Source organism: Acetobacteraceae bacterium (genome assembly GCA_039613835.1).
Taxonomy (GTDB): domain Bacteria; phylum Pseudomonadota; class Alphaproteobacteria; order Acetobacterales; family Acetobacteraceae; genus Sorlinia.
Window position 1 is genome coordinate 18801 of record CP154827.1, and the last position, 18375, is coordinate 37175.

Annotated in this window: 21 protein-coding genes, 1 tRNA gene and 2 pseudogenes; 16 read left to right on the forward strand and 8 right to left on the reverse strand. The window is 55.5% G+C overall.

The window, feature by feature from the left end:
* Nucleotides 1-38: 38 nt before the first annotated feature.
* The 4 genes and pseudogenes from AAYR33_00100 to AAYR33_00115 all read right to left on the reverse strand — a co-directional run bounded on the left by AAYR33_00100 (nucleotide 39) and on the right by AAYR33_00115 (nucleotide 2175).
* Nucleotides 39-493: pseudogene (locus AAYR33_00100) on the reverse strand (RidA family protein).
* 114 nt (nucleotides 494-607) lie between these two features.
* A complete protein-coding gene (locus AAYR33_00105; protein XAO71440.1) occupies nucleotides 608-943 on the reverse strand; it encodes a hypothetical protein in 336 nt (111 codons plus the stop codon).
* Nucleotides 928-1785 (reverse strand): hypothetical protein, encoded by an 858-nt coding sequence (locus tag AAYR33_00110; protein ID XAO71441.1) that lies wholly within the window; start codon nucleotides 1783-1785, stop codon nucleotides 928-930. The genes AAYR33_00105 and AAYR33_00110 overlap by 16 nt, the downstream gene beginning before the upstream one ends.
* Before the next feature lie 24 nt (nucleotides 1786-1809).
* On the reverse strand, nucleotides 1810-2175 hold the full coding sequence (locus tag AAYR33_00115) for a hypothetical protein (GenBank protein XAO71442.1): 366 nt from the start codon (nucleotides 2173-2175) through the stop codon (nucleotides 1810-1812).
* 217 nt (nucleotides 2176-2392) lie between these two features.
* Between AAYR33_00115 and mlaD the strand changes: the two genes are divergently transcribed.
* The 13 genes from mlaD (at nucleotide 2393) to AAYR33_00180 (ending at nucleotide 14456) form a co-directional block, all read left to right on the forward strand.
* Nucleotides 2393-2914, forward strand: a complete 522-nt coding sequence (mlaD, locus tag AAYR33_00120) for an outer membrane lipid asymmetry maintenance protein MlaD (protein XAO71443.1) — start codon at nucleotides 2393-2395, stop codon at nucleotides 2912-2914.
* Entirely contained in the window at nucleotides 2911-3117 is a 207-nt protein-coding gene (locus tag AAYR33_00125; GenBank protein ID XAO71444.1) for a hypothetical protein, read from the forward strand. Before mlaD ends, AAYR33_00125 begins: the two co-directional genes overlap by 4 nt.
* Nucleotides 3114-3800, forward strand: a complete 687-nt coding sequence (locus tag AAYR33_00130; GenBank protein ID XAO71445.1) for a DUF2155 domain-containing protein — start codon at nucleotides 3114-3116, stop codon at nucleotides 3798-3800. Before AAYR33_00125 ends, AAYR33_00130 begins: the two co-directional genes overlap by 4 nt.
* 125 nt (nucleotides 3801-3925) lie before the next feature.
* Entirely contained in the window at nucleotides 3926-4681 is a 756-nt protein-coding gene (gene otsB / locus AAYR33_00135; GenBank protein XAO71446.1) for a trehalose-phosphatase, read from the forward strand.
* Nucleotides 4678-6012 carry a trehalose-6-phosphate synthase gene (locus AAYR33_00140; GenBank protein XAO71447.1) on the forward strand — a complete coding sequence of 445 codons (1335 nt, stop codon included), beginning with the start codon at nucleotides 4678-4680 and terminating at the stop codon, nucleotides 6010-6012. The genes otsB and AAYR33_00140 overlap by 4 nt, the downstream gene beginning before the upstream one ends.
* Nucleotide 6013: 1 nt before the next feature.
* Entirely contained in the window at nucleotides 6014-6535 is a 522-nt protein-coding gene (locus AAYR33_00145; protein ID XAO71448.1) for a disulfide bond formation protein B, read from the forward strand.
* A 108-nt stretch (nucleotides 6536-6643) separates the two neighbouring features.
* Entirely contained in the window at nucleotides 6644-8677 is a 2034-nt protein-coding gene (locus AAYR33_00150) for an NAD(+) synthase (protein XAO72474.1), read from the forward strand.
* Nucleotides 8678-9286: 609 nt separating this feature from the next.
* Nucleotides 9287-9733, forward strand: a complete 447-nt coding sequence (locus AAYR33_00155; protein XAO71449.1) for a hypothetical protein — start codon at nucleotides 9287-9289, stop codon at nucleotides 9731-9733.
* Complete coding sequence (locus AAYR33_00160) at nucleotides 9714-10376, forward strand: hypothetical protein (GenBank protein ID XAO71450.1); 663 nt, start codon at nucleotides 9714-9716, stop codon at nucleotides 10374-10376. Before AAYR33_00155 ends, AAYR33_00160 begins: the two co-directional genes overlap by 20 nt.
* Nucleotides 10377-10945: 569 nt before the next feature.
* Nucleotides 10946-12400 carry a glycosyltransferase gene (locus tag AAYR33_00165; protein ID XAO71451.1) on the forward strand — a complete coding sequence of 485 codons (1455 nt, stop codon included), beginning with the start codon at nucleotides 10946-10948 and terminating at the stop codon, nucleotides 12398-12400.
* A 480-nt stretch (nucleotides 12401-12880) separates the two neighbouring features.
* Nucleotides 12881-13072, forward strand: coding sequence for a hypothetical protein (locus AAYR33_00170; protein XAO71452.1), 192 nt, complete (start codon nucleotides 12881-12883; stop codon nucleotides 13070-13072).
* A 393-nt stretch (nucleotides 13073-13465) separates the two neighbouring features.
* Entirely contained in the window at nucleotides 13466-13726 is a 261-nt protein-coding gene (locus tag AAYR33_00175) for a hypothetical protein (GenBank protein XAO71453.1), read from the forward strand.
* Nucleotides 13727-13793: 67 nt separating this feature from the next.
* The gene (locus AAYR33_00180; protein XAO71454.1) at nucleotides 13794-14456 is read left to right on the forward strand and encodes a DUF2142 domain-containing protein; all 663 of its coding nucleotides are present in this window, start codon (nucleotides 13794-13796) and stop codon (nucleotides 14454-14456) included.
* Nucleotides 14457-14501: 45 nt separating this feature from the next.
* On the opposite strand, the gene AAYR33_00185 is transcribed toward AAYR33_00180, so the two are convergent.
* From AAYR33_00185 to AAYR33_00200, 4 genes are all read right to left on the reverse strand, one after another.
* A tRNA-Gln gene (locus AAYR33_00185) sits at nucleotides 14502-14576 on the reverse strand.
* 44 nt (nucleotides 14577-14620) lie between these two features.
* Nucleotides 14621-15256 (reverse strand): TetR/AcrR family transcriptional regulator, encoded by a 636-nt coding sequence (locus AAYR33_00190; GenBank protein XAO71455.1) that lies wholly within the window; start codon nucleotides 15254-15256, stop codon nucleotides 14621-14623.
* Nucleotides 15257-15312: 56 nt separating this feature from the next.
* Nucleotides 15313-16128 (reverse strand): pyrroline-5-carboxylate reductase, encoded by an 816-nt coding sequence (locus AAYR33_00195; protein XAO71456.1) that lies wholly within the window; start codon nucleotides 16126-16128, stop codon nucleotides 15313-15315.
* 61 nt (nucleotides 16129-16189) lie between these two features.
* Entirely contained in the window at nucleotides 16190-16468 is a 279-nt protein-coding gene (locus tag AAYR33_00200) for an accessory factor UbiK family protein (GenBank protein ID XAO71457.1), read from the reverse strand.
* A 248-nt stretch (nucleotides 16469-16716) separates the two neighbouring features.
* Between AAYR33_00200 and lgt the strand changes: the two genes are divergently transcribed.
* The 3 genes and pseudogenes from lgt to AAYR33_00215 all read left to right on the forward strand — a co-directional run bounded on the left by lgt (nucleotide 16717) and on the right by AAYR33_00215 (nucleotide 18343).
* Nucleotides 16717-17559 (forward strand): prolipoprotein diacylglyceryl transferase, encoded by an 843-nt coding sequence (gene lgt, locus AAYR33_00205; GenBank protein ID XAO71458.1) that lies wholly within the window; start codon nucleotides 16717-16719, stop codon nucleotides 17557-17559.
* Nucleotides 17552-18141, forward strand: a pseudogene (locus AAYR33_00210) (laccase domain-containing protein). Before lgt ends, AAYR33_00210 begins: the two are co-directional and overlap by 8 nt.
* Complete coding sequence (locus tag AAYR33_00215) at nucleotides 18131-18343, forward strand: laccase domain-containing protein (protein XAO72475.1); 213 nt, start codon at nucleotides 18131-18133, stop codon at nucleotides 18341-18343. Before AAYR33_00210 ends, AAYR33_00215 begins: the two are co-directional and overlap by 11 nt.
* Nucleotides 18344-18375 lie beyond the last annotated feature (32 nt).

The window sequence follows — 18375 nt, forward strand, 5'->3', positions numbered from 1 at the left end:
GGGAGGGCTGAAACCCTCCGGCCCGCTGTAACGGTTCATCAGGGCGCAATTTCAAAAATGGCCTCGACTTCCACCGGGGCATCCAATGGCAGAGAGGGAACGCCGATGGTTGAGCGCGCGTGGATGCCGAGCTCCCCGAAGAGCCCGACAGCGAGGCCAGAGGCGCTATTCATGATTTTGGCGTGGTTGGTGAAAGCGGGCGCGCAGCTGATAAATCCGCCGAGGCGCACAACTCTTTTGACACGCTCCAGATTTCCGAGAGTCGCCTTCGCCTGGGCAACGACGTTCAGGAAGCAGGCTTGCGCGCAGGCAAGCCAATCTCTTCCGAAACCTCACCTCCGAGCCTCCCTTTCGCCTTCAGGGTGCCCGCCTCAAGCGGTAACTGGCCGGATATGATGAGAAGTGAGCCTGTATGGACGCAGGCGACATAATTGGCGACCGGCTTTGCGGCTTCAGGCAATGTCAGGCCCAATGCGGCAATTTTTTTCAATATCGAGAGACATGGAGTGACCCTTTACTTTTTTAGCCTCACGCATATTGCATGCATGACGGAGCTGAATTTATAGGTCAGGCGTATCAGGAGCGCCATATCGCTTTAGTAAAACATTTACACGACGCGTAAATGCTGCCGATGAGCTCCGTCCAGATCACCTGCTTCCGCGTCAGCCTCGAAAGGGAGGAAAGGATCGGCGGACGACATTGGGTCATGCTCCGATTCCGGGCTGATATCCGGGAGTTTCACACCCAGATAGGTTTTCGAAAGGCTGCGGAAGACATAATCCGTTATGGATGAGGCATGATTGGCTGTGGCGTCACCTTCAACCGTGCCGCCAATCCCGTAACGTGCATAGGCAAATTGATCCACATAGACATCCAGCGGGACACCATATTGCAGCCCGATCGACACGGCCTGATTGAGACTGTCAATCAACCCTTTGACCATCGAATTACCGCGCGCCGCATTGATCGTGACTTCACCCAGTGAGCCGTCATCAAATTCTCCTGTCCGAAGGTAAAGGCGCTGCCCCCGATGGAAACACGCATGGAGACGCCATTGAGCCGGTGCGGTAGCAGCCTGCGCTGCCCACGCTCCAGCCGGGATTGCGGCGACAGGACAAGCGTCGGGTCAGGGCGCGCGGGCATCCGATCGACAAAACCCGCTATGGCGCGATGCATCGCCAGATGGGCCGCAATATCGGGCTGGGTGAGGGGCGTCTGTCCCACAAAAGCGGCCGCGAGGGCTGTCTCGGGCGTGAAGCCTTGATAAGCGAGCCGCGCGAGTGTGCTCGCTCTGAGCGCGCCATTCTCGTTGAAGGGGGAGAAAATCGGTGTAAAACCGCAAGCATCGACACCGAGAATGCAATCAATGGGACCTGGCGCCGAAAACCCGGTCTCAATCAGCGGTTGGGATGGCAGGCTGTTATCCGCATGGTCGATCTCATCACGGATCTGCTCACCGATCGAGGCAAGCCCGGCAATAGGGCATGATGTGGGCGGTAGCGGGACCGGCCCCGCATTTTGCCGCGCGACGGAGGTTGTCAGCCAGGCCATATAACACGCGGCATCCCGCCCTGCATCGCTGTCATAATCAAAGCCGAGCGCGGCAAGGGCTGCGTCGATATTGGTCAGAAGGAGCGTGCCCGCCCGACGGGGAAGAAGCGCGTCCTTCGGCGGTGCGGCGCTTATGTCAGCTTCTTCCGGCGTGTCGAAAAGCGGTAACTCTCCATTGAGCTGCGTGCCGGCATGGGCGTGGATCTCACGCAGCGTGCCGCAGACGCGACGCAATGCGGCGACATAACCCGGCGCCCATCAAACACGCCGTGACCGCAGAGGGACGCGACATTGACGATGAAGCCCCCCCTGACGGTCATGCTGCCCCTGCCATAAATCGGCAGTCGGTGCGACCTGACGCTGTAAGAGCAGATCAAGAAATTCCCTGCACCGTTCGACGCCCAGATTCTCATCGCCTGTGATATTGGCCTGGATCATTGTCAGCCAGGGCATGATGGCGTCATCAAAAGTGAGGGAGTCCTGCGACAGGGACAGATCCAGCATGGCGCGCGCCGCCACATCATCCCAGGTGATGGGAAGGGTGACGCTGCCAAGCGGGCCGGTATCCGGGTCCGCGCCGATGCGGACGGATCGGAGGGGGAGGGCTTTGATTGTTTCCATCATCGTCATACCGTCAGCTTAAGTGAGGTCGTGCGAGATAAAAAGGCTATACGAACCGCATGATAGGCGTTTAATGGTCTGTATAACGAGGATAAGGTGGATAACTTGATATGGATCGGCGCACAAGTTGTCTGAGAGGGTCAGAGACTTCGGTGGCGCTGGTCATGCCGGGCGCATGGATGCGTGGCCGGCATGTCAATTTAAGGTAAGGCGGAGGAATATGGAACGCGTTTCAGCCACTCAGACACGACGGCAGACCGCAGAAATCATTGTCGGTATGCTGGTGCTTGCCGTTCTCCTCCTGATGCTGGTCCTTGCCATCGCCGGACGCTATCGCAGCGGCGGGGACGATTATAACTTAAAAGCGGATTTCAACCAGATTGACGGCCTCTCCATCGGCTCGGACGTCCGGCTCGCCGGGATTACAGTTGGACACGTCGCCACCACGCGCGTTGACCCGAAAACCTATCGCGCCAACATCACCTTCACTGTCGATCGTTCGGTTGCCCTGCCAGTGGATAGTGCGGCAATCATCACCTCGGATAGTCTGCTGGGCGGCAAATACATCGCCCTCTCTCCTGGTGGGGACGCGGCGCTGCTGAAATCAGGACAGCTTATGTTCATCACCCAGGGTTCCATTAGTCTGGAGCAGCTTTTGAGCAAATTTATCTTCTCTGTGACGGACAGCATCCAGAAAAACGACCGGTCGGATGTTGATAATGCCGGGTCACCCCTCAAATGATGCGGCCGGATTGGAAAGACGTGCATGGTGTGCCGATCTCCTGTCTCGAAAAACGGCGCCTCCTTGATGAGAATGCGGCGGAGCTTGAGCAGGTGTTACGGGATGCGTGGGATGACGCCATCTTGATGGGCGTGGCACCGGCCATCATGCGGACGTACCTGGAAAAACTGGTGACTGGGTTGAAGGAAGGGTCAGCTTCATGATGCGAAGGGCGCGCCAGGCAGAGGGCCGGTTGATCGCGGTGGCTCTACTGGGGCTGGTGGGTCATTTGTCCGGGGGAGAAACGGCCCGCGCGGCGGATCTGGTCGCGCCGCCGGTTATGTATGCGCCGAACCTCTGGCAGGGGAAGAGCGTGGCCGTCATCCGCGTGTTGCGCCGGGTCGACTCTCATATTGAGGAAATGACCATCCCCGTCGGGCAGGAGGGGCAATATAAAACGTTGCACCTTCATGTCGAACAATGCGTTGAAAAACCGCCGACATTGCCGCGAGACGCGGCGGCCCGCCTCTCCATCCGCGATGACACGAACCTGGATTTTCATTTCGATGGGTGGATCGTGCAGAATGCCCCCGCCCTTTCGACTTATACAAACCCGCTTTACGGGGTCAGTGTCGTGCGATGTGAGGGCAACCCGGTTGCCCCCCTGCTGGCACCCTTACCGGCACCGGCTAAGCCGGTGCCGGATGCGGTCAAAAAGCCGGAAGATGCGCAAGGGTCGACCCGGGAAGCTGCCGGGCCACAGCTTTCAAGCCCGAATTCTCAAACGCCGCAGCAAGCTGCACCTTTCGAACTCGCGCCCGGGGGGCAGGGCCTGACCGCGCCCGCCGATAGCGCCCCATCTAGCAAAATGCCCCAAGACGCGCCCTTGCAATTGGCGCCGCCCTGAGCTGACAGGAATCGAGAGATAAAATCTCCGGATTTTTCCGGCAGATCCGGAGATTTTTTCCGCGCGCGATCTCTCATCGCTGCTTAAGCCGCGCAACCCGTAGAAGCGGGAGAAGTTGAGACAAGATGCATCCTCGCCGTGCCTCTGACCCTGCTCAAAACCCGCCCGCACTGCCTCCCCCCTTGACTCTTGCCAAGACGGCTTTTCTCCTCGATTTTGATGGCACACTCGTCGATATCGCGCCCACCCCGGATGCCGTGACGGTCGCGCCGGGACTGCCTGAGACATTGCAGCGCCTGAGAGTAGCAACGGGCGATGCGGTCGCGATTATTTCGGGCCGGACGATTGAGGAGATCGACCACTTTCTACCGCATGTTGTCTACGCCATCTCCGGTGAACATGGCGCAACTCTCCGGGAAGCGCCCGACGCGGCCATCACGCATCTCGATATGCCAACGCCGCCGCCTGAATGGTTGCGGCAGGCCCGGCAATTAGGTGCGTCGCATGAAGGCAGCATTATTGAGCCGAAGAAAAACGGGCTGGTGTTGCATTACCGGAACTGTCCGGATGCTGCGGACGTTTTTGAGCGTTTCGCGCGTGAGATCACCGCGGATCACACTGATTTTTATGTTCAACCCGCGAAAATGGCGTGGGAGATCCGGACGAAAGGCGTTGACAAAGGCAAGGCCCTGAGGCGCATCATGTCATTGCCAAAATTTCGTGATAAACTTCCGGTCTTCGTCGGCGACGACAGAACGGATCTTGATGGTGTGCATGCAGCGCAGGCAATGGGCGGGAAAGGGTATCTCATTCCAGAAGATTTCGCAACCTCAGATATATTCCGGGCCTGGTTACGACTTTTCGCGGAGATGCGACCATGAGTCGTCTCGTCCTCGTGTCCAATCGCGTGCCGGATGTCAAGGAGCGCGTGCAGTCGGCCGGTGGGCTCGTAGTCGGGCTTGGCGACGCCGTGCGTGACACAGAGGGGCTGTGGTTCGGCTGGTCCGGTCAACATCGGGAGAATGCTGTTTCTTCCGACGTGCAGATTGAGCAACTTCAAAGGGTCACATTCGCGACGATTGATCTGACAACCGATCAGCACACCCGCTTTTATGAGAATTTCGCGAATGGTACGCTTTGGCCGCTTTGCCATTACCGCCTTGAGATGATCCGTTACCGGCGGGAGGATTATGAGTCCTATCGTGAGGTCAACACGCTTTTCGCGCGGAAGCTGGCTCCCTTATTGCAGGAAGACGACGTCATATGGGTGCATGATTATCACCTGATGACTCTGGGTGCCGAGCTGCGCGCCCTCGGCGTCAGAAACCGCATCGGCTATTTCCTGCATATCCCGCTACCACCCTGGAGCGTGACGCGGGTTCTGCCCTGTGTGACGGAATTGCTGCGCGACCTGACGCAATATGACCTGATAGGCGTGCAGACTGAGGAAGATCGCGAAAACTTCAATAGCTGCTTTTCAGCAATCGGTCTTTTTACGCGGGTGGAGCATTTTCCGATCGGCATCGCGCCGGAGGAATTCCGGGAAGAGGCACGCCGCAACGTCGATGCGCCGGAAGTCGTCCGCCTTATGGATAGTCTGCGCGGCCGCAAGCTGGTGATCGGTGTTGATCGGCTCGATTATTCCAAAGGCATCCCGGAACGTATCAAGGGTTTTGAAAAATTGATCCGGCGTTATCCGCAGCATGAGGCGAAAGTTGTCATGTTGCAGATTGCCCCGGTCTCACGCGCGGGGGTGTCCGCCTATCAGCATCTTCGGCGAGAAGTCGATGAGTTGAGCGGACATGTCAATGCCACGTTCGGCACGTTTGACTGGACGCCTGTCCGCTTCCTGACGCAATCCGTGCCGCGACATGTCCTGGCAGGGTTTCATCGCCGCGCGGATATCGCCCTCGTGACGCCATTACGGGATGGGATGAACCTCGTCGCGAAGGAATATGTTGCGGCGCAGGATGGGGATGACCCGGGCGTCCTCATTTTATCGTCCCTGGCCGGTGCGGCGCCTGAACTTAAGGCCGCCCTTCAGGTTAATCCCTATGATCCCGATCAGATCGCTGAGGCGCTTCATCTTGCGCTGACAATGAAAAAAGAAGCACGGAAAAAAAGATGGCGTTTTCTCAACGTCGAGGTGCAACGCAACACGGCGGCGCGCTGGGCTGCAGAATTCCTCTCCGTACTCAAGAAAGTGAGGTGACATGATGTCCGTCCGGGCCTGTGGGGCGTTTCTTTTCCTGCTCAGCATTCTTGCTCTTGCAACGGCGTGGTTCGCGGAGCGCGTCATCGGGCTGCCGCCCTGTGAATTATGCCTGCTTGAGCGCATACCGTGGAAGATCACCTTTTTCCTCGGTGCGGTGGCGTTGCTGGTCAATGGGCGTGTCGGTGCCATCGCCAATGTCACGGCCATCCCCATGACATTCGTCGGGGTTGTGCTTTCCGCCATCAATATCGGGGTTGAGCAGAAATGGTGGGAGAGCCCTTTTCCCGCCTGCCATGCGCCCGTTTTTAAAGGTGGTAGTTTTTCACAGCATTTGGCGGCCATGCCCCCGCGCCCCGTGAAACCCTGTGACGCGCCGATCTATCTGTTTCATCTGCCATTTTCGATGGCCCTGATGGGTGGGGCTGTTTCCCTTGTTGTGATGATCGCTCTGGTCTATTGGGCGCACGCTTATTTCACGACATCGCGGAAACGATTCCGCCATAGCGCTTCTTTCAGATAAGACGCGTTCGGGAGGTATTGCGGGCGGCCGGGCTCGCTCCCATTTTGTGATATATCCTTTAAACGTGCAACGTCATCTCTGCCGAGCCGTTTGAACGGTGTTGATATTATGGAAGATTTTTACTCAATCTACAGTCACGGGATAGCGCGGGGCAGTGTTTGCACTTTTCCCGTCCAACTCGCCGTACCCCTTCATAACGCGGAAATCATCGCCGGACTCGCAGCGCAATGTGAGAAGGAAGGCAGTGTCCTCGCTGTTTTTCCTGAATTATGTCTGACAGGTTATAGTCTTGAGGATCTCCGCCATCAAACTGTCGTGATTGAAGCGACGCATGAGGCGATCCGGGCGCTTGTACATGAGACGCGCGCCTTACAGATCACGCTGATTGTTGGCGCCGCGCTGCGTTTCCGGAACGGGCTTTATAATTGTGCGGTCGTGCTCCAGGGCGGCAGGATCTGTGGCGTGGTACCGAAATCTCATTTGCCGGAATATGCCGAATTCTACGAGAGCCGTCATTTCTCGGCTGGTTCAGGGATAAATGGCGCGGTGATTTCCGTTGCGGGTGACGAGGTGCCTTTTGGCCGCGATCTGATTTTCAGATATAAAGACATAGCTGATTTCATCCTCGGCGTGGAGATCTGCGAAGATTTATGGGTTGCGGACTCACCCCATATCTGCCTGACGCGGGCCGGTGTGACGGTCATGGCAAATCTTTCAGCCAGCAGCATCACGATCGGCAAGTCGGAAACGCGGGATCTCCTCTGCCGTGCGGCATCGCTCAAGACAATTTCCGCTTATCTTTACGCCGCTGCGGGGGAGGGGGAATCGACGACTGACCTCTCCTGGGATGGGCAGGTCTCGATTTATGAAATGGGTGAAATTCTCGCGCAATCGGAGCGTTTTCCTTCCGGCGCGAAAATTGTTCACGCCGATATTGACCTTGAGCGCATCGTGCAGGAGCGCCTGAGACGACAGAGTGTCGTGCAGGTTGACACAGGTCACGCAGCCCAAATATGGCGGGACATATCTCTCCATACGAAACCGCCTCGAGTCGATATCGGTCTGAAGCGGAATATTCCGCGATTTCCCTTCCTTCCGAATGAGGCATCACGCCTCGCGCAGGATTGTTTTGAGGCGTGGACGATCCAGGTCACGGGCCTCATCCAGCGTCTTCGGGCCAGTGGCGTCACCCGGATGGTCATCGGCATCTCCGGAGGGCTCGACTCGACACTCGCGCTGCTTGTCTGTCGCCGTGTCGCCCAACAGATGGACTGGCCCGCGGAGTCGATACACGCTTATACCATGCCGGGTTTTGCCACGGGCGACGCAAGTAAAACGCTGGCCGTGGCGTTGATGCGCGCGCTGGACATTGAACCGCGTGAGCTGGATATCCGTCCCGCCGCGACACGTATGCTGAGCGATCTGAACCACCCTTATGCGCGCGGGGAGGCGGTTTTCGACACGACGTTCGAGAATGTTCAGGCCGGGCTGCGGACGGATTATCTTTTCCGCATCGCCAATAAGGCAGGCGGCATTGTTATCGGCACGGGTGATTTATCAGAATGGGCCCTTGGCTGGTGCACTTATGGCGTTGGTGATCAGATGTCGCATTACAACGTCAATACCGGGATGCCGAAAACCCTGATTCAACATGTATTACGTTGGTTGGCGGCCGAAAAACTTCCTTCGGCAGCGGCAGTGCCGATCATCCGATCAATTATCGAGGCAGAAATCTCACCTGAGCTCGTGCCGGCGCAAAATGGCAGCGTGCAGCGAACCGAGGACATTGTGGGCCCTTACGACCTACAGGATTTCTTTTTATATTTTACGCTGCGATACGGGTTGAAACCGTCAAAAATCGCTTTTCTTGCAATGCATGCATGGTTAAACCCCTCACAAGGCCAGTGGCCTGCGAACTACCCGGAGGGAAGAAAGTTATGTTATACTTTGTCTGATATCAGGAGATGGCTGGAAGTATTTCTAAAAAGATTCTTTAGTTTCAGTCAATTTAAACGCTCCGCTATGCCGAACGGGCCGAAGATCAGTCCCGGCGGCGTGCTTTCCCCTCGTGGAGATTGGCGGATGCCTTCCGACTCGCAAGCGCAACTCTGGTTGAACGAGCTTTTCGGGAAAGTTCCCTAAAAAATTGGCGATTTTCATAAAAACTTGTGAGTCAGGCAGATTTTTCTTGCTGGAGTTGGTCCAAATGGTTAAAATATATTTCGCATGGCAATGGTTTCGCACTTTGACAGCGCGGGGGGTGCTGTCTGTTTAATTCTGTGTACTCGCGTTAACCATTTTTAAGTTGTGTCATTCGCGGTTGTTGGTTCGGCCACACGTATTAGTCGAGTCAAGAGAAGGTGCAGCGGTAAAGAAACTTTAAGTTTTACCATTTGACTGCGCGTTTTGGTTTGATAGTGAATTAACTTTTAGTTTATCTGTAACTTGAAGTAGTAAATACAGAGGTCGCAACAACGTTGCCGAGCTTAACGGCGGGATAACTTGAATGAGGATACGGGAATGGCCGTTGTAACAGTTGTCGGGTCTTCAGGTGGGTCGGTTCAGGTAACTGTCGACGGTGGGGGAGCGCAAACCCTTGCCCAAGACTATGCGCAGCAGATTTTGACGGCTTACTCCGATGGTAAATTTACGTCGGAAGACTTCATGACGTCAGGCAACAATATTGGTCAAGCACCTTCTCAGCCGATCACCGTGTCTTAAGGCGTCATTTCAGCCGATGGCGGTTACACTGTGTCGGGAGACTATACCCACCTTGTTATTGGTACGGGCGCAGATGCAAATGTCCTCGCTGGCACGATTGTCGATCCGCAGCTCAATCAGCGTGTTACTGTCAACGCCATCAATATAAACTCAGCGTTCCTCTCCGTACTGTCAGGTGATCTGGCGGGTGTCGATTTCACGGCGGGCAATTATAACGGCTCTTTCGTCGCGACGACGGGGGATAATGCTTTCAGGGCTTCGGGGACGACCGGCAACTGGACGATCGTGACCGGGCAGGGCAATAGCCAAATTTACGCATCGGACGGTAATAACGAGATCCAGACGGGTGTCGGCAATAATACGGTCCGCCTCGGCAAAGGTACAAACAACGTCAGTCTCTATGGGACGGATACGGTCGATGGCACAATTGGCGGGCGCGCGAATGTCACCGTCTATAGTGGTAACACCAATCCTTAACCTCGCAACAAATTCCTACGTCCACACGGATGCCAGCGTTACTGTCGGAAGCACAATCAACGTTGGTAATGCGAGCACGGTCGATAGTGCCATCAGCTCGACAATCACCTTCTCTGGGGCGACAGGCTCAATCATTGGTTGGTCGGGTGATACGATTTCTGCGGCAGGTGATCTCTACCTGGCCCAGGGCTCCAACCACACGATCAGTGTCAATGGCGCGCTCAGCTTCATTAATGGCACGGGTAATACCAGTGTCACGACTCAATATGGAACGGTTTGGGGCGCATCCGGGCTCAATCTGTCATTGTCCGCGGATAAATATCTGATCTACACCACAAACCAGCCTGGCTCTGTGGGTGATCAGAACATCAATGCGTCCAATTCAACCGGTAAAGTTGAGTTCTGGACGGGTCCTGGCAGCCAGACACTTATTGGTGGTTCGGGCTTCAACCACTTCGTCTTCGGCACAGCCTTCCAGGGGACGAGCGGTGACAGCTTCGCGACTGTCCGGTCTGGTCAGGGTCTCAGCGATTTTGGTATGCTTAAGGGACATTCCGGCGGTCACATTACTATCGAGGACTTCATGTCCAATGCTGGTAACAAGTTCTTCATGTATAATTACAATCCGGCGAATCCGGCATAGGCCTTTCAGAAGCTTCTCGACACAGCTGTAGTTAACGGTAAAAATAAGACGATTACTCTCGACAACAATATTACCGTGACTTTTCGTAGGTATTACGCGTCTCAATTCTTCGAATTTCGACATTATTTAAAAATTAACAAGTTTTTATAACTTTTAACGCCTCGAAAAATATTGTTTTCGAGGATTTTTTACCAAATACTGTATTTCCACTTGCCTATCTTCGATATACACTCCTTTGTGCGAAGAAAGCATTGGGGTCCAACTTGCTCGACATAATTGATAAAGATATTCCTCGCGTTCTTAACGGAAATAGTGACGAGGAAACCCTTCTCCGAAATGACTTATACCGATTGACGGTTGAGGTTGCGGACCTCAGGCATCATCAGGAATGCGTTTATAACTTAATATCGATGCGCCTCACCTGGCCGCTACGTTTTGCTAAAACCCTGCTCTCAAGCGGGGTAAAGAGGGGCGTTGCGACGAAATTCCTTCAGCATGGAGTTACCATTTTTAGAGAGCATAGCGCTAAAACATGCTTTCAGTGCCTGCGCCAGAATTGGGAGCGCTCTGTGCTGCTGGCCAAAACCGGCGGTCGCCATTTTGTGCAAACGCATCATTATGAAAAATGTGCGGAGGTTTACCATTGGGACGTTACGCCAAATCCCGGCCTTGTCAGACCTTCTATTGTCATCATTGCTGATCAAGGTATCAGTGCTTGCACAAAGTACCGTGTAACGCAAAGAAAAGAGCATCTTGAGAAGATTGGCTGGAAAGTCCTCGTGATCGACCCATTTCGCGAGCGTGATCTTCTCACCCCAATATTAACAGCGACGATCGCAATATTTTATCGCCTGACATTGTCGCTCCGCATTGAGCGCGCCATGAAATTGGCGAAGCATTTAGGCATTCAGACTTACTGGGAAGTCGATGACCTGATATTTGATCGCCAAAGTTACGAAGAAAATGGTAATCTCGAAACGATCTCTTATCTGGAGCGCGCATTTTACTTTGAAGAGGCGGATCGTCACCGTTCAAGCCTCATCTATGCGGGTCGAGGTATTGCATCCACACGCGCCCTTGCCGAATTTATGGTTGAGGCCGGGGTGGAAGAAGTTCACGTTATTGAAAATGCGCTCGATCACGAAACGATGGACGTCGCGAGAGAAATCGCGGCCAAGCTTCCGGTAAAATCTTCAGAAACAGGTCCGATATGGCTCTGCTTTGGCACGGGTAGCCGTGCGCGTAATGTCGATTTCCGAGAGGCTGAAGGCGCGATCCTGCGCGCCATGGCGGATGAGCCCCGCCTGCATCTGCACCTCGTCGGAAATCTTGTGCCGTCGCACGCGCTGCATCGTTATGGTGATCGGTTCCGTCATTCCCAGGAAACGTCTTTCGAGCAATATCTGCGTCACTTGGGCGCGGCTGATTTCACGATCGCGCCCCTGGAAAAATCTCGCTTCAATGATTGCAAAAGCGTGATCAAGTTCATGGAAGCGGGAATATTGTCTGTTCCCGTCATTTGTTCCCCGTCGCAAACTATTTGCGAAGTTATGGAGAACGGCGTGAATGGACTGATCGCCGATACAGAGGAATCCTGGTATCGCGCGATCATGATGCTATGTGCGGATCCTGGGAAGCGGGTTGAAATCGGGGCGGCAGCACGCCAGACTGTGGAAACAAAATTCTCATCCGAAAATATCATCCGGCACCAGATGCTCGAATTATTCGATTTACCCCCGACTTTCCTGAAGGAAAAACTCAGAGTGCTCTCTGCCAGCGTCTATTACGCGCCACAATCTTTCGGCGGGGCCGCTTTACTGGTTGAAGCCTTGCAACCTTTATTGCGAGATCGCGGCTTCGACCTCAGTATGTTTACGACAAAGGCTGAAGCAAATAACGAGGATCATCACGTTATTCGCTATGATTTTGACGGGATGCCCATTATTGCTACGCCTTCTGAGCCATGTCTCTGGATGTCAAATACGAAAACGGGCGATGTATTCGGGCAATGGCTTGATGCTTAGTCGGCCGATATCGTGCATCTGCACGCGATCCAGACGATGGGGATGGGCCTCGCGATGCAATGCCGCGCACGTAATATCCCTTATATCATCACTTTGCATGATTGCTGGTGGATCTCTGAAAATCTTTTCATCACCGATGATCACGGGCAGTATAATCTCAAACAGGCAGGAAGGACGCCACCCCTTTCACGCCACGATTCTTTCTTATCGACGCGGCGCGGATTGTCTTTTGACATATTGACGCACGCGGCAGCGCTTCTCGCGCCGTCGGAATCCCATAAACGCGCCTATGTGCGGAACGGCATCCCTCCGGAAAAAATCATCGTCAATAATAACGGATTTTTCCTGCCCAATTCGACGAGATCGACGTTTTGCTGTTTCCCTCACAGTGGGAGGAAAGTTTCGGGCTCACAGTGCTCGAGGCTTTGGCGCGCGATGTCTGGGTTATCTCAACAATGCCGGGGGTAAAGTGAACCGATTGTGGAAGGTGTCAATGGCAACCTCATCCCCATGGGCGAAAATCCAAAACCCCTCATGGTTGCGATGCAGAATTTGGTCGATAATCCTGGACGTTTCGATTTCTACGTTAATCCTCTTAAAGGCGATCTGATGACGCTTGAGGACCAGGCGGATGAGATTGCCAGGATCTACAGACATTGTGCCTCATTATGAAACGCGATATGATCACTTCACGGCCATTACACTATGATTGTCGAAAAATTTCCATTATCTACCTTATTATCGGTTTGAGCGCGGTTCTCTGTAATATCTGGTTCTCTCCGATCAGCGTTATACCGGATGAGCCTAATCACTTTGCGAGGGCGCTTCAGATTTCAGAAGGGGTATTCTACAGTAAAAGAGTGGCGCCCACCGACTCAGGCGGTTATTTCCCGGCTGAAATGATGCGGGTGCTTCATGCTTACGATGATATTAACTTTCATGCTGATCAACGTATTTCGCCTGAGAGACTGGCTTTCGTCAAACAAAATGGCTGGGGTGGTCCCGTTAAATACTTCGGAATCGCAAATACGGCCGTAAATCCCCCCTTGGTCCTATCCCGGCGTGGTGGTTGGAATCTGGCTTGGCAGGATTTTCCATTTCTCGGTTTTCACCACTTTCATGCTGGCGCGGGCTTCGACAGGTCTTCTCGCCGTCACGCTCACAACCTTGGCGATCGCGCTCTGTCGCAAGGGGACGCTCTTCCTCGTGGCGCTGGCCTCCATGCCCATGACCTTGCATCTTTTTCGGGAGTTGCTCACAGGATGCCCTGCTGATCTCCGCCGCCTTTATGGCTGCGGCGCTCCTGACGCGTCAGGGAGTCGATGAACCTCCCAGCTAGGCGCTCATCTGGGGTGTCGGGTTCTGCTTTGCTGCGTTTGTCGGCAAGCCGCCCATGCTGGTTTTTGCCATCCTGCCAATCCTGACAACGCCGCTCATCTGGCGCTGGTTCGTCTCACTTGCCATCCCGTTCGTGGTGTCAATCGGCTGGGCGTTCACAGGTATCAGGTGGGGTAAGGCAGCCTATGAGTCATCCGCCGGTATGTCTGAACACGGCCAGATACAATTTCTGCTGCACCATCCCCTTCAGTTCCCGGGCACGATGCTGCGCACATTTTACCTGCAAGGCCAGCATTTGAGCGAGCAATTCATCGGTGTTTTGGGTTGGCTCGATACATTTCTGCCCCACGCTTTCTATGTCGCTTCCGTGATATTTGCGCTCATCCTGCTCATATTCTACCTGCCGAAAATCCGTCGGTCATCTTGGGAGAGGCGACGTGTCGTGATGACTCTGGCCGTGATGGTCTGTGCGACAATACTCGTCTGCATATCGCTTTACATCATTTGGACAATCGTGGGTCAGGATGAGATTATCGTCTTACAGGGGCGTTATTTCATACCCGTCGCGGCTTTCCTTATCGTCGCGATGCGGCCTGACACGGCTTTGATGGCCGCCAGTTCTGCCAGGTACCGACTATGGAACGTCATCACAATCGGTTATGCCTTGTCCAGCACGGTGACCATGGCGTGGTCTCTGGACGTGCGTTATTGGCCATGATCGGGCGGGGTCGCAAGCAGCCCGGATGATTGTCATCGGAAGATCTGGCTGGGGTGGGAGGATTCGAACCTCCGCATGGCGGAATCAAAATCCGCTGCCTTACCACTTGGCTACACCCCAATCTCGGCGCGTTTCTACTTTGAGACGGCCCGGAGGTAAAGCCTCTATTTCACCTGCCGGTCGAGATTTTCGGAAAAGGGCTCTGGCGGGTCATCATTGAAGTGAGATGTTGCTAATCTCAGCAATCCAAGGCGTTCTGCCCGGTCAAGCGCCTTATCAAGTCCGGACATGGTCACGGCCAGGTCCTCACTATCATCACGTTCCCAGATGCGGATGAGATAACCCCATAGGGCCAGAAGCGATTTGAGGCGTATCCTGCCCATCCATCCACTCACATCCATCCCGGCAGCTTCCGCCACCCATTCCATGGACCCTTCCGTCATGACAGCCAGCATCAGCCCAAGCTTCGGGTCGAAAGGGATATACCGCAACACGGCGCGGACGCCCTCACGATATTCCTGAAACCCGTCGAGACGGCGCATCATAAGGTCAAACAGGCGCTCCCGCGGGGTGCCCTTGGCGTGATGTCCCAAAACGAGCTGATCCGCATATTGACCCAGATAGATCAAAACTTTGTTCTTATTTGGAAAGCGCCGTCGCGCCTCACTCAATGTGACACCGGCCTCTTCCGCAGCCTGGTAGACGGACGCATGGGCCCAGCCCCGTTCAGCGGCGCGCGTCATCATGGCGCGAAGGATCTTTTTCTCAATGTCTTCGGGGCGGTGGTGCGTTGCCGTCAATCTCTTCATCCTATCTTACATGTCGGCTGTCATCGGGCGCGGTCGCGACGGTAGGGTCAGGAGGACCTGGAAAGCTCTTTCGTTCGCTGAAGCCCAGCCGCTATAGCTTCGGAAACGAGTTGCTTTATCCCCTGATGCTCGCGCATGAAGACGTTTAAAGCTGCCTGTGTAACGCCATGAGGGCTTGTGACGTTGCGGCGCAATGTCGCACTGTCTTCCTCAGATGTGACAAGGAGCGCACCGGCCCCTGCCACAGTGTGCCGGGCCAGAATGCGGGCAACCGCCGGCGCTAATCCCCGTGCCACCGCCTCCTGCTCAAGCAATTCCGCGAAGAGAAAGACATAGGCAGGGCCTGAACCGGAGAGAGGGGTCAGGATTTCGATCTCATCCTCCCGGTCAAGCCACAGAACGACACCAACCGTCGCGAGCAACGCATCGCAGATGCGGCGCTGCGCATCTGACAACCCTACCCCATACGCGCCGGTTATACCCTGGCCGACTTCACTCGGCGTGTTCGGCATGGCGCGTATGATGGGATTTCCGAGTTCCGGCTGTGGCAGGGCCCTGCGCAGATCTTCCACGCTGCGACCGGCGAGAACAGAGATGATAACGGCGTCACCGACCCAGGGCGCGATTTCTCGAAGCGTGTCCTCCATCCGCGCGGGCTTCACGGCGAGGATGATATAGTTCGGCTTGAAGTCCGCCGGTATGTCGGCAGCTTTGCGACAGATCTGATGACCTGTGGGGACCGCCTCAAGGTGGCGATCCACGATGACGGAAGACGCGATGCCGTGTCGCAGCCACCCCCGCCAGAGCGCCCCCATATGCCCGCATCCGATAAGAAGAATCGAAGGAAGTTGTTTTGACGGCATAAGAAAGGCTCTTCAACCGAGGGGCAGGCTGGCGGCGGCGTTATCAGGGTGATGTCGGTTTTTACTTTGACGTGGCCGGGATGCGAGACTCCGCTGCATTCAGGCAGTCTTGCAGAAGTTTGACCTGCTGGGCCAGACGCTCTGTCTCCATGCGGCTATGGCTCGCCATCTGCACCATGGCGTCAAATTCCTCTCTCCGCACGACTTCCAGCCGGGCGAGAAACTCATCAACACGGTTCTGCACAAGCGCCTTAAGCTCCTCCCGCAGACCCGTCAGGGCAGAGAAGGCACCTCCGACAAGGCCGGACATATCATCAAATATTCTGGGGCGGTCTCTCATGATACTCTCCTGCGCTGCGCGTTCTGCGCGCCCGTTATAAAAGGCGAAGCGGCCTGCGGATCGCGACCCGGCTTGTGGAAGCACGATGTGCCCGCTTCGCGACTGAAAACAGGTCAACGCTCGAGCCTGCCGGTCGTTCAGCGCGTTGGCTGCGTGAGTTCAACGTCCCGGCGAGATTGCATCAGGGGCCGACATCATGCAATCAATCTCCTCTGCCTTGATGCCATCCCTCATGATCGGAATTACTGATGACTGAAAGCGCCCTGCATTTTCCGCATATTGACCCGGTCGCTTTTCATCTGGGACCTCTCAGCGTGCACTGGTATGCGTTGGCTTATATCTTCTCCATCTATATTGGCTGGAAGATCGCGACCCATCTGGCAGCCCTCCCGCCCCAATCCGCGACGCGGGAGCAGATGGATGATTTCGTCTTCTGGGCCATGATTGGCGTTGTTCTGGGCGGACGCCTCGGCTACGTGCTGTTCTATCAGCCAAGATATTACCTGACCCACCCTGCGGCGATCCTTCAAGTCTGGAATGGTGGGATGTCGTTTCATGGGGGCGCGCTGGGCGTCATACTGACATTGGCCATTTTCTCCTGGCGGAATGGCCTCGATTTTCTGGCATTTTCCGACCGCATTGTGCCCGTTGTGCCGATCGGCCTCGGATTGGGACGCTGCGCCAACTTCATCAATGGAGAGCTCTGGGGGCGGCCCGTAGCGCATCACCTCCCATGGGCCATGATTTTTCCCGATGCGGGTCCGCTGCCGCGTCATCCGTCCGAACTATATGAGGCGCTGACGGAGGGGGTGATGCTCCTCACCGTGATGCTCTGGGCGGTCAGAAACCCCTGGGTGCGGGCGCGATTTGGTTTTTTGTCAAGCCTTTTCCTACTCGGTTACGCGGTGGCGCGTAGTTTCTGTGAAATATTCCGGGAGCCGGATGCTTTCATCGGCTATCTGCCTTTCGGGGTGACAATGGGGCAGGTCCTTTCCATACCCATGGCCGTCGCCGGGATCGGCCTCATTATTTACGCCATGCGGCACCCGCGCGGGACTTCCATGATGGCGGGAGGCGGCGATCATGGTTAAAGTCCTCTCGCCGCAACATGTCTTACAGGCCCAGGCCCTGCCGGACATCGTGCATGGATTTTTCACCCGTCAGGGCGGCGTTTCCACGCCCCCTTATGATTGTCTGAATATTTCGACGTCAGTGGGTGATCGCGCGGAGAATGTGGCGACCAATCGGGAGCGGGTTGCCAATTTATGGGCGTTCCCGCACATCATCTCGTCACGGTGCATCAGGTCCATGGATCTGACGTGCTGACGCTCCAGAACCCGACCGATCTCCAGCGACCCTCAAGCGCCGATCCGGCCGACGCCATCGTCTCAACATGCGGTGACATCGCGATCGGCGTGCAGACGGCGGATTGAGGGCCCATCCTGATTTCCGACGCGTCGGGGTATATTGTGGCGGCCATTCATGCGGGGTGGCGTGGCGCCATGCGCGGCGTTATTGAAAACACGATCTGGACGATGCAGGCCCTCGGCGCGCAGGAGCTGACGGCCGTCAGCTCCTGCGTATCAGCCAGAGGCGCTATGAGGTTGAGGAGGATATGCGCGCTGAGTTGCTGGCGCAGGATGACAAAGCGCGCGCTTTTTCATCAATGCTGAGCGGGCTGGCGCCTATCTTTTGACCTTGGAGGCTATTGCGCCCTCCGCCTGCGCCTGCGCCGGATTGCGCCACATTTCACAGATCAGACTGGACACGCTCAGTGATCCACGTCGTTTCTTCAGCCATCGCCGCATGACACTTGGCGGACATGCGCATACAGGGTGTCAGATTTCGGCGATCAAGGCAGGAAAAAGAATATGATGCCAGGCAGGCGCACTCTCCGCGCATTTTTC

Bases quoted from the DNA above. Each gene is read 5' to 3' on its own strand.
- AAYR33_00125 (XAO71444.1), top strand. From the start codon at position 2,911: ATGATGCGGCCGGATTGGAAAGACGTGCATGGTGTGCCGATCTCCTGT.
- AAYR33_00140 (XAO71447.1), top strand. From the start codon at position 4,678: ATGAGTCGTCTCGTCCTCGTGTCCAATCGCGTGCCGGATGTCAAGGAG.
- lgt (XAO71458.1), top strand. From the start codon at position 16,717: ATGACTGAAAGCGCCCTGCATTTTCCGCATATTGACCCGGTCGCTTTT.
- AAYR33_00200 (XAO71457.1), bottom strand. From the start codon at position 16,468: ATGAGAGACCGCCCCAGAATATTTGATGATATGTCCGGCCTTGTCGGA.
- AAYR33_00130 (XAO71445.1), top strand. From the start codon at position 3,114: ATGATGCGAAGGGCGCGCCAGGCAGAGGGCCGGTTGATCGCGGTGGCT.
- AAYR33_00145 (XAO71448.1), top strand. From the start codon at position 6,014: ATGATGTCCGTCCGGGCCTGTGGGGCGTTTCTTTTCCTGCTCAGCATT.
- AAYR33_00195 (XAO71456.1), bottom strand. From the start codon at position 16,128: ATGCCGTCAAAACAACTTCCTTCGATTCTTCTTATCGGATGCGGGCAT.
- AAYR33_00115 (XAO71442.1), bottom strand. From the start codon at position 2,175: ATGATGGAAACAATCAAAGCCCTCCCCCTCCGATCCGTCCGCATCGGC.
- AAYR33_00180 (XAO71454.1), top strand. From the start codon at position 13,794: ATGCTGGTTTTTGCCATCCTGCCAATCCTGACAACGCCGCTCATCTGG.
- otsB (XAO71446.1), top strand. From the start codon at position 3,926: ATGCATCCTCGCCGTGCCTCTGACCCTGCTCAAAACCCGCCCGCACTG.
- mlaD (XAO71443.1), top strand. From the start codon at position 2,393: ATGGAACGCGTTTCAGCCACTCAGACACGACGGCAGACCGCAGAAATC.
- AAYR33_00105 (XAO71440.1), bottom strand. From the start codon at position 943: ATGGTCAAAGGGTTGATTGACAGTCTCAATCAGGCCGTGTCGATCGGG.
- AAYR33_00150 (XAO72474.1), top strand. From the start codon at position 6,644: ATGGAAGATTTTTACTCAATCTACAGTCACGGGATAGCGCGGGGCAGT.